This is a genomic window from Flavobacterium xizangense, assembly GCF_054075145.1.
This window is the reverse complement of record NZ_JBSIPG010000001.1, coordinates 998,416-1,015,707: the sequence shown is the minus strand read 5'-3', so window position 1 is coordinate 1,015,707 and position 17,292 is coordinate 998,416. Positions and strand designations below refer to the sequence as shown.

Annotated in this window: 10 protein-coding genes; 9 read left to right on the top strand and 1 reads right to left on the bottom strand. The window is 34.7% G+C overall.

What is annotated here, in order from left to right:
• Window positions 1–15: 15 nt before the first annotated feature.
• Window positions 16–2,958 carry a SusC/RagA family TonB-linked outer membrane protein gene (locus ACWA1B_RS04295; RefSeq protein ID WP_456904610.1) on the bottom strand — a complete coding sequence of 981 codons (2,943 nt, stop codon included), beginning with the start codon at window positions 2,956–2,958 and terminating at the stop codon, window positions 16–18.
• Between the two features lie 235 nt (window positions 2,959–3,193).
• Between ACWA1B_RS04295 and ACWA1B_RS04290 the strand changes: the two genes are divergently transcribed.
• The 9 genes from ACWA1B_RS04290 to ACWA1B_RS04250 all read left to right on the top strand — a co-directional run bounded on the left by ACWA1B_RS04290 (window position 3,194) and on the right by ACWA1B_RS04250 (window position 17,290).
• Entirely contained in the window at window positions 3,194–4,225 is a 1,032-nt protein-coding gene (locus tag ACWA1B_RS04290; RefSeq protein WP_035645827.1) for a LacI family DNA-binding transcriptional regulator, read from the top strand.
• A gap of 175 nt (window positions 4,226–4,400) precedes the next feature.
• Window positions 4,401–5,918: an MFS transporter gene (locus tag ACWA1B_RS04285; RefSeq protein ID WP_456904609.1), complete on the top strand. Its 1,518-nt coding sequence runs from the start codon at window positions 4,401–4,403 to the stop codon at window positions 5,916–5,918.
• Window positions 5,911–6,567, top strand: a complete 657-nt coding sequence (pgmB, locus tag ACWA1B_RS04280) for a beta-phosphoglucomutase (protein ID WP_456904608.1) — start codon at window positions 5,911–5,913, stop codon at window positions 6,565–6,567. Before ACWA1B_RS04285 ends, pgmB begins: the two co-directional genes overlap by 8 nt.
• A 178-nt stretch (window positions 6,568–6,745) precedes the next feature.
• Window positions 6,746–9,049: a glycoside hydrolase family 65 protein gene (locus tag ACWA1B_RS04275; RefSeq protein WP_456904607.1), complete on the top strand. Its 2,304-nt coding sequence runs from the start codon at window positions 6,746–6,748 to the stop codon at window positions 9,047–9,049.
• A 20-nt stretch (window positions 9,050–9,069) separates the two neighbouring features.
• A complete protein-coding gene (locus tag ACWA1B_RS04270) occupies window positions 9,070–11,184 on the top strand; it encodes a glycoside hydrolase family 97 protein (protein ID WP_456904606.1) in 2,115 nt (704 codons plus the stop codon).
• A 219-nt stretch (window positions 11,185–11,403) separates the two neighbouring features.
• A complete protein-coding gene (locus ACWA1B_RS04265; protein WP_456904605.1) occupies window positions 11,404–13,266 on the top strand; it encodes a glycoside hydrolase family 13 protein in 1,863 nt (620 codons plus the stop codon).
• A 224-nt stretch (window positions 13,267–13,490) separates the two neighbouring features.
• Complete coding sequence (locus ACWA1B_RS04260) at window positions 13,491–15,152, top strand: alpha-amylase family glycosyl hydrolase (RefSeq protein WP_456904604.1); 1,662 nt, start codon at window positions 13,491–13,493, stop codon at window positions 15,150–15,152.
• A gap of 153 nt (window positions 15,153–15,305) precedes the next feature.
• A complete protein-coding gene (locus ACWA1B_RS04255) occupies window positions 15,306–15,983 on the top strand; it encodes a glycerophosphodiester phosphodiesterase (protein WP_456904603.1) in 678 nt (225 codons plus the stop codon).
• A 98-nt stretch (window positions 15,984–16,081) separates the two neighbouring features.
• Complete coding sequence (locus ACWA1B_RS04250) at window positions 16,082–17,290, top strand: BaiN/RdsA family NAD(P)/FAD-dependent oxidoreductase (RefSeq protein ID WP_456904860.1); 1,209 nt, start codon at window positions 16,082–16,084, stop codon at window positions 17,288–17,290.
• Window positions 17,291–17,292: the final 2 nt, after the last annotated feature.

The window sequence follows — 17,292 nt, the reverse complement described above, 5'->3', positions numbered from 1 at the left end:
TTCTTGTTATTTGAATTAGAAGTTAGCGTTTAATCCTAACATGAAAGTAATTGGTCGTGGATAAAGATTATTATCGATACCATTTGAAATTTCAGGATTCAAACCTTCATACTTAGTGATTGTTAAAACATTTTGAGCTGATGCTGTTATTTTTAACATTGAGATTCCTTTTATTTTTTGATTAAAAGTGTAACCAACAGTAACGTTATCTAATTTAACAAAAGAAGCATCTTGAATATAGTAATCAGATTTTAACTGGAAATTACTTCCTTGTTTGAAACCTGTTTCTAAAAGATTTTCAACGCCATTTGCTAAATCATTTTGTCTAATTAAAACCGTGTTATATACACCATTACCAGAATCTACGTTATTGTACATATAGTTACCCCAAGAACCTCTCCAGTTCATAGAAAAATCCCAGTTTTTGTAATTCAAACTTGTATAGAACCCGTAAAAAACATCTGCAGCTGGTTTATGAAAACGGTACATATCATCTTCATTTACTATTCCATCTTTATTACGGTCTACAAAAACACCATCCATTGGTTTTCCTGCAGCATCGTAAGCTTGCTCAAATACATAAAATGAATTTGGTGCATAACCAACTTGATTGTTTTGAATTTTATTTCCTGTTCCACCTGATATATTATCTCCGGCTTCTAATCCAGGAGTATTATCCTGAGTTGTTGTTAATGCTGTAATTTTTGAATTCTGGAATGTAATATTTCCACCAATTCTCCATTCTAAATTATTATTTTGAACTGGAATTACTTCACCAGATAATTCAATACCTTTATTTTTAAGGCTACCTACGTTATAATTATCTCTATTAGAGAATCCGAAGAAAGGAGGATTCAGCGTATTTAATAATAAGTCGTCAGTAGTTCTTTGATAAACATCTGCAGTACCTGTAACTCTATTATTGAATAGAGCAAAATCTAATCCAACGTTTATTGTTGTTGTTTCTTCCCATTTCAAATTACTGTTATACGGCTGTGGTCTGTAAGTAGTATAAAAAGTATTTCCTAATTGATATTGAGCAGCACTGTTTGATGCTAAATATAATGGAATTGAAGGATAAGCACTTCCAATATTTTGCTGTCCAGTAATACCCCATCCTCCTCTTAATTTAATAGAATTGATACTTGCAACATCTTTTAAGAAATTTTCTTCATTCAATTTCCATGCTACAGAAACTGCAGGGAAATTTGACCAGCGGTAATCTTCTGTAAATCTTGAAGTTCCATCACGTCTAATAGAAACAGTTGCTAAGTATTTCTCTGCAACAGTAAAATTAGCTCTTCCAAAGAAAGACTGTAAATTAATGTGTGTAGGAGTAAATAACTCTACCGTATTTACATCATTCTCAAAATTATAGTTTGATTTATTTTTTTCTTCTCTAAAATCTTGATAAGTATAACCACCTGTTACATCCACCTGTGTACTGATACTTTCAATCATTTTGTTATAGTTCAAATACAAGTCCATTAACTTGTTATTTCTCTTCTCTATATTTACATAAGTGTTATTGTATCCAGAACCTTTAAGACCAAATAAATAATCTGCATCTGTTCCACCAAAACCTCTACCGCTCATTTGATCATAACCTAAATTCACTGTAGCCTTTAATTCTGGCAAAAAGTGCATTTTATAATCCAATTGAATGTTTCCGATACTTCTATTAAAGGTACCTAAATTATCTTGTTGATTAATCATTGCAACTGGGTTTTTTCCAGCCAATTGATTAAATTCTGTTGGAGATGTCATCCATTGGAAATAAGTACCGTCAGCGTTTTTAACAGACTGAGTTGGATCAAAACCTACAGCCGCTCCAACTGCACCGGTATTACTGTAATTACTTTTAATTACAGATGTATTGTTGTTTACTTGAACTTTTAAATGTTTGTCAAAAAAGTCTCCAGTTAACGAAACGCCTAAAGTCGTTCTTTCGAAGTTGTCTCTTAATAAAACACCATTTAAGTTAGTATATCCTACAGAAGCTCTATAAGTAACATTGTCAGCACCACCACTTGCAGAAACGTTTTGATCCGTTCCCATAGCAGTTCTGTAAATTTCGTCTTGCCAATTTGTATTAGCCTGACCCATTGCTGCTATTTGAGATGCACTTCCGTTAGCATTAACAAAATCTCTAAATTGTCCGCTTGATAAAGCATCAACTTTTTGAGTAATTTCTGAAACTTGGAAATTACCATTGTAGCTTACTTTAATATCACCCGATTTACCTTTTTTAGTAGTAATGATAATTACACCATTTGAAGCTCGTGAACCATAAATTGCAGTTGCAGAAGCATCTTTTAAAACTGTTTGTGATTCAATATCATTAGGATTGATTGTAGATAATGGGTTTCTTCCTCCTTCAACTCCTCCATTTGCAACAGGAATACCATCAATTACATATAATGGATCATTGTTTGCACTAAGAGAGGATCCGCTACGGATTCTTACGATTGGATCAGCTCCTGGAGAACCTCCCCCGTTAATAATTTGCAAACCAGCTACTCTACCTTGAATCATTTGATCAGCAGATTGCACCGGTCCTTTATTAAAGTCTTTTGCACCTAAAACGGTTACAGCTCCTGTCGCGTCTTTTTTCTTAACAGTACCGTAACCTACTTGTACAACAACCTCTTTAAGCTGGTTTGTATCTTCTTCAAGAGAAATGCTTACAGTTTTTTGTCCAGAAAAAGTAACAGTATTGCTTACATATCCAATAAATGACACAACAATTTTATCACCATTCTTTAAATTTGGTAATTGAAATTTTCCGTCAAAATCTGTAGAAGTACCTGCTTTAGAGCCTTGTACATTTACATTTACTCCCGGAATCGGCTGTCCTGTTGCCTTATCGACAACAGTTCCATTTAATGTGCTTTGAGCTAACACAGTAAACGGCAGCAGTAGGAATAAAAATAACAACTTTTTGTAAATTGTTTTCATACTTTTTGTTTAAATTAGTTTGAGTTTGTGATTGTTAGTTAAGTTTTTAATTTTACTTCGAATTTCAAAATTATGAATTTATTAACACGAACAACCGGTGGCAATTTTTATTGGTTTACGAAAACGTGGTAGTGTTGAAAACTTTCTATTTTTTGTAATCTTTTAAGTCAAAAATTGCCAATACCAAAAATATTAACCAACTTTATTATCAATTAGATTTTTTCCAAAAAACACTATGAAACGCAAAATAACCCTAAAACAGATAGCAAAGGAACTTGACGTGTCTATTTCAACTGTCTCAAAATCACTTAGAAACAGTCTTGAAATAGGTGAAGAAACGCGTCTAAAAGTTCAGGCTTTTGCTAAGTTTTACAACTATAAACCCAACAATATTGCCCTTAGTTTAAAAAACCGAAAAACCAAAAGTATTGGCATTATCATCCCAGAAATTGTACACCATTTTTTCTCTACTGTAATCAATGGTGTGGAGCAAGTTGCCAATGAACATGGATACAGTGTAGTAATCTGTTTATCAGACGATTCTTTTGATAAAGAGGTTTTGAATATGGAAATGTTAGCCAACGGAAGTATCGACGGTTTTATCATGTCACTTTCTAAAGAAACACAATTTAAAGGCGACTTTCACCATATTACTGAAGTCATAAACCAAGGAATGCCAGTGGTTATGTTTGATCGTGTAACCAATGATATTTTATGTGATAAAGTAATTATTGATGACAAAGCCGCCGCATATGAAGCCGTTCAGAGCCTGATTGATAACGGACGAAAAAAGATTGCTTTAGTAACTACTGTTGATTATGTAAGCGTTGGAAAACTAAGAACAGACGGTTACGAAAAAGCACTTTTAGACAACGGAATTCCGTTTAACGAAGATCTAATAATTAAAATTGAAGACGTAGACACCTGCGAAATAACTATTTCTGAACTTTTACACGCCAGAGCTTTCGATGCTGTTTTCGCAGTAAATGAGCTTTTTGCAGTAACAATTATCAAAACAGCTTCAAAAATGGGATTGAAAGTTCCTGAAGATTTAGCCGTAATTGCATTTACTGACGGAATTATTTCAAAATATTCCACTCCAAGTATTACAACCGTAAGTCAGAGTGGTGAAAAAATGGGAAATAAAGCAGCCAAAATGCTTATCGAAAGGCTTGAAGCAGAACATGACGATGACGAAGAAGAAAACGAAAATTATACTACAGAAGTAATAGAAACTCATCTTATAAAAAGAGAATCTACTGACTAATTTTCTTAAAATCAACGCATTCAAAAGCCATAAAAAATATTTATGGCTTTTTTATTAGCTTAAATAAAAAAATAATTTATACTTTTACGCCCGTCAAGGCTTTTAGTTTTACTTCGAAAGAAACAAAGTTTTGATAAGCAAAGCGCTTATCGTATAATTTTTTCAAATTACGATAATGGAAAAGCGTAAATTAAGTTTCTGGGAAATTTGGAACATGAGTTTCGGTTTTTTAGGAATACAATTTGGTTTTGCACTGCAAAACGCAAATACTTCAAGAATTTTTGAAACCCTTGGTGCTAAAATAGATGAAATCCCAATTTTGTGGATTGCTGCGCCTGTTTCAGGTTTAATAATTCAGCCCGTTATTGGTTATTTCAGTGACAGAACCTGGACTCGTTTAGGCAGACGTCGCCCTTATTTTTTAATTGGAGCCATTTTATCTTCAATCGCATTATTCGTGATGCCCAACTCTCCTACTTTGTGGATTGCGGCTGGAACTTTATGGATAATGGATGCTTCGATAAATGTTTCAATGGAACCTTTCCGTGCTTTTGTTGGCGATAATTTACCCGACCATCAGCGTGCATTAGGTTTTGTAATGCAGAGTTTTTTCATTGGTACCGGCGCCGTTGTAGGTTCTGTTTTACCCTATCTTTTCACAAATGTTTTTGGAGTAAGCAATACTGCGCCCGAGGGAATTATTCCCGATGCAGTAAAATGGTCTTTTTATATTGGCGGAATTGTTTTTCTGCTTTCCGTACTATGGACCGTTTTTAAAACCACAGAATATACGCCGGATGAACTTCATGCTTTTGAAGCTAATAGCAAAAAAGATACAGAAGGCATGTCTAATTCTGAAACTGAATCTGGCGTCTCTACAAAAAAACAATTGCTTTTAGGAGTATTGTTTGCGGGTATTGGAGGATTAATTTCGTTTTTAATTTTCGAAAACAGTCTGGCAAAAGAATTATATATTCTTTTTGTAGGTCTAATTTTTATGGGCGTTTTATTTGTAATTGCATCTCAATTACGAACCAAAAAAGTTCAAAATGGTTTTACCATAATCATGACCGATTTATTGAATATGCCAAGAACGATGCAAAAATTGGCCTGGGTTCAATTTTTCTCATGGTTTGCGCTTTTCTCTATGTGGATCTATACAACACAAGCCGTTACACAACACATTTTTGGCACTACAGACACCACTTCAAAAGTATACAATGATGCAGCCGATTGGGTTTCGGTTTTATTTACTGTTTATAATGGAGTTGCTGCAGCTGTAGCTTTCTTATTACCCGTTATTGCAAAAAAAGTAGGCGTTAGAGCAACACATTTATTAGCATTATGCGCAGGAGGTGTTGGTTTAATTTCAATTTATTTTATTGGTGATAAGCAGCTTCTTATCCTTCCTATGTTAGGAGTTGGAATAGCTTGGGCAAGTATTTTATCAATGCCGTACGCCATGTTATCTGGTGCTTTGCCAGCTGCAAAAATGGGCTATTACATGGGAGTTTTTAACTTTTTTGTTGTAATACCACAAATTGTGGCCGCGACGATATTAGGATTTGTAATTAAACAATTCTTTAATAATGAACCTATTTATGCTCTAATAATTGGAGGTATATCAATGATTTTCGCAGGATTATTGACTCTTAGAGTAAATAGCAAAACTAAAATTGAAATCCATGAATAATAAAAAAGCATTCATCTTCGATCTTGATGGAGTGATCGTTGATACCGCTAAATACCACTTTTTAGCCTGGCAAAAAATCGCTCAGTCTTTAAATATAAATTTTACACATGAAGACAACGAGCTTTTAAAAGGTGTTAGCCGAGTTCGTTCTTTAGATATTATACTTGGATTAGGAAATGTTCAGGCTTCGCAAGAAGACAAAGACAAATGGCTCATTCAAAAAAACGAAGATTATTTATCTTATTTAGTTGACATGGATGAAAGTGAGGTTCTTCCAGGAGTTTTTAAAATTCTACAACTATTAAAAGATTTAAATCAAGGAATTGCATTAGGCTCTGCCAGCAAAAATGCAAGACCCATTTTAGAGAAAACAGGAATTCTATCTTACTTCGATGTTATTGTTGACGGAAATGATGTCAGCAATGCAAAACCAGATCCTGAAGTTTTCTTAAAAGCGGCTCAATTATTAAACATTGATCCAAAAAATTCAATTGTATTTGAAGATTCTGTTGCCGGAATTCAGGCAGCAAATATCGCAGAAATGGTAAGTGTGGGAATTGGTGAGGAAACAATTTTACATGAAGCTGACTATATTTTTAAAGATTTCACTGAAATCGAAACAAGCTTTATTGAGAAACTAATTGGTTAATGTGGCAATGTGACAATTAGATAATTCACTGAAAAAATCAATTATCTAATTTTCAAATTACCCATTTTCAAATTAAAAAATGAAAACGTAGAACAACCAAGCAATTATGAGGATAAGAGTCAAAAAATAATTTTCAAATTGACACATTATCTAATTGCCCAATTATCTAATTTAAAAGATGAACCAAGATTATATAAAACCAGACAATTGGTCTATTATTGAAGAAGGATTTGATGCGGATAGAGTAAAATCTTCTGAGAGTCTTTTTAGTATCGGAAACGGCGCTATGGGACAACGCGCCAATTTTGAAGAAACTTATTCAGCTGAAACTTTTCAGGGAAGTTATATCGCTGGAATTTACTATCCAGACAAAACAAAAGTAGGCTGGTGGAAAAACGGTTATCCGAAATATTTTGCCAAAGTACTTAATGCTCCAAACTGGATTGGAATTGATATTGAAATCAACGAAGAAAATCTTGATTTAAATACTTGTGCCGAAGTTAAAAACTTCCGCAGAGAATTGAATATGAAAGAAGGATGGTACAATCGTTCTTTTGAAGCAATTCTTAAAAACGGAACTGAAATCGCTGTAAACGTTCGTCGTTTTCTTTCATTAGATTTAGACGAAACGGGAATTATCAAATACGATATTACACCTTTAAACAAAGATGCAAAAATCGTTTACAAACCGTATATTGACGCTGGTGTAACGAATGAAGATGCAAACTGGGAAGAAAAATTCTGGGAACCGCTTGAAGTTAAAAAAGGCACAAACGAGGCCTTTGTAACCGCTCAAACATTCAAAACGCATTTTAAAGTTACGACTTTCATGCACAATACGATTTTGGCAAACGGAGAAAACATCAACGTTTCGCCATCAACAATCGATTCAACAACAGATAAAGTTCAATATACTTACGGGACTATTATTGCAAAAGGACAAACCTCATCAATTCAAAAAATTGGCGGATATACGGTTTCTTTAAACCACGAAAATACTTTGTCTGCAGCTGAAAAAGTAATTAAATCGGCAGTAAATTCCGGATATGATGCTTTACTTCAAAATCAAATTGAAGCTTGGGCAAAAATCTGGGAAATGTCAGATATTACTATTGAAGGTGACGTAAAAGCACAACAGGGAATTCGCTTTAATATTTTCCAATTAAACCAAACCTATTCAGGAAAAGATTCTCGTTTAAATATTGGTCCAAAAGGATTTACTGGAGAAAAATACGGTGGATCAACTTATTGGGATACGGAGGCGTATTGTATTCCGTTTTACATGGCAACTAAAGATCAGCAAGTTGCGAGAAATTTATTGACTTACCGTTACAATCAATTGGATAAAGCGATTGAAAATGCTAAAGACAATTTAGGTTTCAAAAACGGCGCTGCTTTGTATCCAATGGTGACCATGAATGGAGAAGAATGCCACAACGAATGGGAAATCACGCACGAGGAAATCCACAGAAATGGTGCGATTGCTTTTGCGATTTACAACTATTACCGTTACACAGGCGATTACTCTTATATTCCAGAAAAAGGTTTAGAAGTTTTAATCGGAATTGCGCGTTTCTGGCACCAGAGAGCATCTTTTTCTAAAGATAAAAATCAATATGTAATTCTTGGAGTTACAGGTCCAAACGAATACGAAAACAACATCAACAATAATTTCTACACCAATTATATTGCTAAATGGTGTATCGATTTTGCATCGGAACAAATTGCAAAAGTCGCTTTAGAATATCCTGCAGATCACAAACGCATTTTAGAAAAAGTAAGCCTTTCGGCGAATGAAATTCAGGAATGGAAAAAAGTGGCTAACAACATGTACTTTCCGGTTTCTAAAGAACTTGGAATTTATTTACAGCAAGATGGTTTCTTAGACAAAGATTTAGTTCCGGTAAAAGATTTAGATCGTTCGCAACGCCCAATCAACCAAAAATGGTCTTGGGATCGTGTATTACGTTCACCATATATTAAACAAGCTGATGTTTTACAAGGTTTTTATTTCTTCGAAGATCATTTTTCGAAAGAAGAATTAAAACGCAATTTTGAATTCTATGAATCATTTACGGTTCATGAAAGTTCGCTTTCGCCTTGCGTGCACTCGATTCAGGCTGCAGCTTTAGATAAAATGGATATGGCATATACCTTTTATTTAAGAACTTCTCGTTTGGATTTGGACGATTATAATAAAGAAGTGGAAGAAGGTTGTCATATCACATCGATGGCGGGAACTTGGATGAGTATTGTGGAAGGCTTTGGTGGAATGAGGGTGAAAAACGACCAACTGCATTTTTCTCCAAAAATCCCAAAAGAATGGAAAGGTTATTCTTTTAAAATTAATTTCAGAAATCAAATTTTAAAAGTAGCTGTAAATCACAACGAAACAACTTTTACTGTAGACGGAGATCAAGATTTAACAATTGTAGTTAACGGAAATCCTGTAATTGCAAGTAAATTTGTACAAATAAATTAAATTACATAAAACTAAAAAACATGAAAAACTTATTTTTCGCAAGTTTAATCTTGTTTGCTTTTACCTCAATTGCAGAAGCACAACAATTAAAATCACCCGAAGGAAAGTTCGTAATGGAATTTTCTCTTCAAAACGACGGAACTCCAGTTTACAATTTAAAATATAAAAATAAAGAAGTTGTAAAAACCAGTAAACTTGGTCTTGAACTTAAAGATGATAAAAAATCTTTGCTAAATGACTTTACAGTTGTGGACACAAAAACTTCAACTTTTGATGAAACTTGGAAACCAGTTTGGGGAGAAGTAGACAACATCAGAAATCATTATAATGAAATGGCAGTTACTTTAAATCAAAAAGGAACTGACAGACAGATTATAATTCGTTTCCGTTTATTTGAGGACGGACTTGGATTTAGATATGAATTCCCAGCGCAAAAGAATCTTACTTATTTCGTAATTAAAGAAGAAAGATCTCAATTTGCTATGACTGGAGATCATACTGCTTTCTGGATTCCGGGCGATTATGATACTCAGGAATACGATTATACAAAATCGAAATTATCTGAAATCAGAGGTTTGTCTCAAAAAGCGTATACAGCAAACGTTTCTCAAAAATCTTTTTCTCCAACAGGAGTTCAGACTTCTTTGATGTTAAAAACGGCTGACGGAATCTACATCAACTTGCACGAAGCAGCTTTGATCAACTATTCTTGTATGCACCTGAATCTTGATGACAAAAACTTAGTTTTCGAATCTTGGTTAACGCCAGATGCAAAAGGAGATAAAGGTTATATGCAAGCGCCAAGTCACTCGCCTTGGAGAACGATTATGGTGAGCGATGACGCTAGAGATATTTTAGCTTCAAAAATGACTTTAAACTTAAATGATCCATCAAAAATTGATGATACTTCTTGGATTAAACCAGTAAAATACGTTGGTGTTTGGTGGGAAATGATTACAGGAAAAAGCTCTTGGTCGTACACAAATGATTTTCCAACGGTTCAATTGGGCGTTTCTGATTTCTCAAAAGCAAAACCAAGTGGAACGCACGGTGCAAACAATGCTAACGTAAAAAAATACATAGATTTTGCTGCTGCCAATGGTTTCGATGCTGTTTTGGTTGAAGGTTGGAACGAAGGCTGGGAAGACTGGTTTGGACATTCAAAAGATTATGTTTTTGATTTCTTAACTCCTTATCCAGATTTTGATGTAAAAGGTTTGCATGAATATGCAAAATCAAAAGGTGTAAAAATCATCATGCACCATGAAACTTCAGGTTCTGTTCGCAATTACGAGCGTCACATGGATGCTGCTTACAAATTCATGAAAGACAATGGGTATGATGCTGTAAAAAGCGGTTATGTTGGAGATATTTTACCTCGCGGTGAAAACCATTACAATCAATGGATTGTAAACCATTATCAATACGCTATCGAAAAAGCGGCTGATTATAAAATTATGGTGAACGCTCACGAAGCTGTTCGTCCAACAGGAATCTGCAGAACATACCCGAACTTAATTGGTAACGAAGCAGCAAGAGGAACAGAATACCAAGCGTTTGGAGGTTCTAAACCAAATCACGTTACAGTATTACCATTTACACGTTTAATTGGTGGTCCAATGGATTATACTCCGGGAATCTTCGAAATGGATATCAGCAAAATGAATCCGGATAACAAATCTCATGTAAACAGTACAATTTGCAACCAATTGGCTTTATACGTTACGATGTATAGCCCGTTGCAAATGGCGGCAGATACTCCAGAGAACTACAACCGTTTTCCAGATGCATTCCAATTCATTAAAGATGTGGCTGTAGACTGGTCAGAAAGTAAATATATTGAAGCTGAACCAGGAGATTTTATCACGGTTGCCCGTAAAGCAAAAGGAACAAACAACTGGTTTATTGGAAACGTAAACGGAGAAACGCCTCGTACATCAAACATCGATTTTAGTTTCCTTGAAAAAGGTAAAAAATACACTGCAACAATTTATGCTGATGCAAAAGATGCGCATTACAAAACGAATCCGCAAGCTTATACAATCAAGAAAATTGCTGTAACAAACAAATCAAAATTATCTCAATTATCTGCTCCTGGCGGAGGTTATGCAATCAGCATAATTGAAACGAAATAATTTTTTTAAAGACAAGTAATTTTCCCCAATATTACTTGTCTTTTTTTTAATCTGATATAGTTATCCTAACAGGTTTTTAAAACCTGTTAGGTATTTTACAATCTAATATGTTTATCCTGCGAGGTTTACAAAACCTTGTAGGTTTTCTAAAACTTTACTCAATTCATACCTACAAGGTTTGAAAAACCTTGCAGGAAATCGAACTAAAAAGAAAAAACTATGAATAATCTAAAAATTAACCACACATTCTACAAATTAATCCTAATGGTTTTGCTGTTTTCCGCTTCCGCGAAAGCGCAAATCCAAAAAGTAGAACCGCCATTTTGGTACGCCGGAATGAAAAATCCAGAGCTACAGATTATGTTCTACGGAAAAAACATCTCACAATACGAAGCTTCAGTTTCGAATAATGTGACGATCAAAAATGTAGAAAAAACAGAAAACCCAAATTACCTTTTCGTTACAATTGATACACAAAATATCAAAGCATCTGAATTGGTTTTCTCTTTCAAAAACAATAATAAAGTGGCGCTTACGCAGAAATATTCGCTTAAAGAAAGAAGAGCAAATTCGGCAGACAGAAAAAGTTACGATGCATCGGATTTGATTTACCTAATCATGCCGGATCGTTTTGCCAACGGAAATCCTAAAAACGACAACGACGCCGTTTTAACTGAAAAAGGAAACCGTTCAGAACCGGGAGGCCGCCATGGCGGTGATATCGAAGGAATCATCAAAAACTTAGATTATATTTCGTCTCTTGGTGCAACGACAATCTGGAGTACGCCTTTATGCGAAGACAACGACAAACAACATTCGTATCATGGCTACGCACAGTCAGACGTTTACAAAATAGATCCGCGTTATGGAACGAACGAAGATTACGTTCGTTTATCATCAGAAATGCATAAAAAAAACATGAAACTGGTTATGGATTATGTGACCAATCACTGGGGAATTACCCATTGGATGATCAAAGATTTACCAACTAAATCATGGATCAATCAATTCGAAAATTATACACAAACGCATCACCGACGTGAAGTTATTACAGATATTCACGCTTCTAAAACAGATCAGGAAGTTTGTGTTGACGGTTGGTTCGTTCCTTCTATGCCGGACTTGAATTTGAGAAATCCTTTAGTGGCAAAATACTTAACTCAAAATGCCATTTGGTGGATTGAATTTGCTAATCTTGACGGATTTAGAGTTGATACTTATAATTATTCTGATAAAATGGCAATGGCAAATTGGGCAAAGTCAATTACAGATGAATATCCAAATTTTAATATTGTGGGTGAAATATGGATGCACAATCAGGCGAATTTAGCTTTTTGGCAGAAAGACAGTAAAATTGGTGCTATCGAAAATTATAATTCAAATCTTCCAAGTGTAATGGATTTTACGCTTCAAAGCCAAGTTACTTCTGCTTTCAACGAAGATCAACCAAATTGGGACAGCGGGTTAATTAAATTCTACAACAATTTTGCAATGGATTTTTTATATCCAAACACCAACAATATTTTGGTTTTTGCCGAAAATCATGACACAGACCGTATGAACGATAAGTTCAAATATGATTTACCAAAATACAAACTGGCGATGACTTTATTGGCAACAATTCGTGGAATTCCGCAAGTATATTACGGTTCAGAAATTGGAATGGGCGGTGACAAAAGCAAAGGCGATGCCGATATTCGTCAAGATTTTCCTGGCGGATGGGCTGGCGACAAAAACAATGCTTTTACAAGAGAAGGAAGAACCCCTCAACAAGCGCAATATTATGATTTCACTTCAAAATTATTCAACTGGAGAAAATCAAACGAAGCGGTTCATTTTGGAAAAATGACACATTATATTCCAGAAAATAACACATATGTATATTTCAGATATACAGATGCAAAAACCGTAATGGTAGTTTTCAATAACAATGCAAAAGAGCAGGTTGTGAAAACAAATCGTTTTAAAGAAAACATCAAAAACTTTAAATCTGGAAAAGATGTTATCACAGGGAAAACATTCGATTTAGCTTCTGAAATTACTTTAGAACCAAAATCAGCTTTGGTTTTAGAATTGGAATAACAAAATTTTCTCTCTCGCAGATTTAGGAGATTAAGCAGATAATTTAAAAAAAATCTGCCGAATCTGCGAGATCTGCGGGAAGCTATTTTTTTCCCGCCACGAATTCACGAATTTATTTTTTAAAATCTTTGAGAATAAAATTCGTGAATTGCTTCGCCTGTTCGCTATCGCTCGGGTCGTGGCTATTTTTTTCAACACAATGCATCCTAAAATATTCTAAAATAATGAAAAAATACACTTTCCTTTTTTTATCTTTAGTATACTTAACAATGAGTTGTTCTGGCTCAAAATCAGTTACAATGAATAATACTTCAAAAACACCTTTCGTTTGGGAAGGAGCAAATGTTTATTTTTTACTTACAGATCGTTTTTACAACGGAGATAATTCGAACGACGTCAATTTCAACCGAACCAAAACTCCCGGAAAACTTCGCGGATTTGAGGGCGGAGACATCATCGGAATCACTAAAAAAATCGAATCAGGATATTTTGAAAAACTAGGAATAAATGCCATTTGGCTTACGCCGATTGTCGAACAAATTCACGATGGCGTCGACGAAGGAACCGGACTCAGTTATGGTTTTCACGGCTATTGGGCAAAAGACTGGACGGCTTTAGATCCGAACTTTGGAACAAAAGAAGATTTAGCAAAATTGGTTAAAAAAGCGCACGAAAAAGGCATCAGAATAATTCTTGATGGCGTAATAAATCATACTGGACCTGTTACTCCGGAAGATCCCGTTTGGCCTTCAGACTGGGTAAGAACCGGCGTTGTCTGCGATTACAAATCATTCGAAAACACTACAATGTGTACTTTGGTTGATAATCTTCCGGATGTCAGAACAGAAAGTACGCAGGAAGTTGCGCTCCCTCCTTTTTTAATCGAAAAATGGAAAAAAGAAGGACGTTACGAAAAAGAAATCGCATCATTGGATGAATTTTTCAAAAGAACAAATTATCCAAGAACACCAAAATATTATATCATAAAATGGCTTACCGATTATATTGTAGAATTTGGAGTTGACGGTTACCGAGGCGACACTGTAAAACATACTGATGAAAACGTTTGGGCCGATTTTAAAAAAGAATGTGATTATGCTTTTGAAACTTGGAAAAAACATCATCCATTGGACGTTTTAGATCAAAATCCGTTTTATACTATTGCTGAAGTTTACGGTTATGGAATCAGTGGTGGGCAGGATTATGATTTTGGAGATCGAAAAGTAAATTATTTTCAGAATGGTTTCAACAGCATGATCAATTTTGAATTTAAATGGAATGCTGCTCAAAACGATTATGAAGGTTTATTTTCGAAATATTCGAATCATTTAAATAATGACTTAAAAGGATATTCTGTCCTTAATTATATGTCTTCGCACGACGACGGTCAGCCTTTTGATGCAAATCGTGTAAAAGGTATAGAAGCTGGAACCAAATTGTTGCTTTCCCCTGGAATGTCTCAAGTTTACTATGGCGACGAATCAAACCGATCTTTAGTTGTTGAAGGTACTCAAGGCGATGCCACTTTACGCTCAAATATGAATTGGGATGCTATTCAGAATAATCCTGAAACTCAGAAAACACTTTTGCATTGGCAGAAATTAGGACAATTTAGAAAAAATCATCCAGCCGTTGGAGCGGGTGTTCATAAACTGATTAATGCCAATCCGTATACTTTTTCGAGAATATTTACAAAAGGTGTTTTTACAGATAAAGTAATCATAGGAGTAGATTTACCAAAAGGAAGAAAAGAACTTCCTGTTGGCGATATCTTCCCGAACGGAGCCAAATTAAAAGATACTTACTCCAATCAAAATACAGAAGTTATTGACGGAAAAGTGATTATTGACAGTGATTTTGATATTGTTTTACTGGAACTGATTTAACTGCAAAGGTCGCTAAGATTTTTTAGTCACGAATTATTTTTAAAATCTTTGAGAATAAAATTCGTGAATTCGTGGCTATTTAATTTTCACTAATTTATTTGCTAACATTGCGTAAAACTTTGCGACCTTTGCGGTTAGAAAAAACACTGCAAAATGCTAAAAATAGCTCATAGAGGTGCAAAAGCATACGAACCTGAAAATACTTTACAAGCTTTCCAAAAAGCATTAGATCTAAATTCAGACGGAATCGAACTCGATGTACATTTAAGCGCTGACGGAAATGTTATCGTAATTCACGACGAAACTATTGATAAAATGACCAATGGTAAAGGCGCTGTAAATTCATTTTCTTTGCAGGAACTAAAATCTTTTTCAATTGCTGAGAAACATCAAATTCCTACTTTAAAAGAAGTTTTCGATTTAGTCAATAAAAAATGCTTCATTAATATCGAATTGAAAAGTGCCGCTGCTTTAACAAAAGTAGTTTCTTTAATAGATGAATATGTTTCTGAAAAAGACTGGAAATACGAACATTTCATTATTTCCAGTTTTGATTGGAATGCGCTTTTGGAAGTTCATAATTTAGATTCGAAAATCCCAATTGGCGTTTTAACCGAAACAGATTTGAATTTAGCTTTGGCTTTCGCCGAAACTATAAAAGCAAAAGCGATTAATCCATATTATCATTTATTGACTGAGGAAAATACGAAGCAAATGCAGCAAAAAGGATTTCTGGTTTTACCATGGACAGTGAATATTGAAGAAGATATTCAAAAAATAAAAAGTTATAAAGTAAACGGAATCATCACTGATTTTCCAGATAAAATATAAAAGTAAAATAGCCGCGAATTCACGAATTTTTATTTTCAAAGATTGTCAAAAAATAATTCGTGATCCCGATAGCTATCGGGAGTGGCGACCCGAAAAATATGATCAAAAATTTCGACATCATCATCGTTGGCGGAGGCGCTGCAGGTTTTTTTACGGCGATTAATATTGCAGAGAAAAATCCGAAACTGAAAATTGCCATTTTAGAAAGAGGAAAAGAAGTCCTTTCTAAAGTCCGAGTTTCCGGAGGCGGAAGATGCAATGTGACGCACGCTTGTTTTGAACCGAACGAATTGGTTAAATTTTATCCGAGAGGAGAAAAAGAACTTCGCGGTCCTTTTCATCAATTTTGTTCCGGCGATACGATCGAATGGTTCGAGAAACATGGCGTTGAATTAAAAATTGAAGAAGACGGAAGAATGTTTCCTGTCTCAAATTCATCACAAACCATAATTGATTGCTTCTTAAAAGCAACTGAAAAACTAGGCATAAAAGTATTGACTGGTCAAAGTGTACAATCTATTTTCAAAAAAGAAAATCATTGGAAAATTGATACACAAAGCGACAATTTTGCCTCAGAAAAATTAGTTCTAGCAACTGGAAGCAATCCTAAAATCTGGGAAATGCTTCAACAACACGGACACGCAATTGTAAGCCCTGTCCCTTCCCTATTTACTTTCAACATAAAAGATTCCCGAATTAAAGAATTACCAGGCGTTGCGGCACAAGTTACCGTAAATGTAAAAGATACAAAACTCGAATCGACTGGTCCTTTATTAATCACGCATTGGGGCATGAGCGGTCCGGCGATTCTAAAACTTTCGGCTTGGGGTGCTCGTATATTGCACGATAAAAATTATCAGTTTACGATTTTCGTTAATTGGTTAAATGATGTTGATACCGAAGATGCAGAAAAAATCCTAAAAGATTTAAAACAGGAACACGCTAAAAAAGCGGTTTCAAAAAAATCAGCTTTTGACTTTCCGAATCGTTTATGGGAAAGTCTTGTTTTGGCTTCTGAAATTGAAGTTGAAACTAAATGGGCAGATTTATCTAAAAATCAATTACAGAATTTAGCTTCACAGCTTACAAAGGCAAAATTCCAAGTAAACGGAAAAAGTACTTTTAAAGAAGAATTTGTAACCGCTGGCGGAATCGATTTAAAAGAAATCAACTTCAAAACTATGGAAAGCAAAATTCACGAAAACCTTTATTTTGCTGGTGAAATTGTAAATATCGACGCTATTACTGGCGGATTTAATTTTCAGAATGCTTGGACAAGCGGGTTTATTCTGGCTCAAAATATTTAATA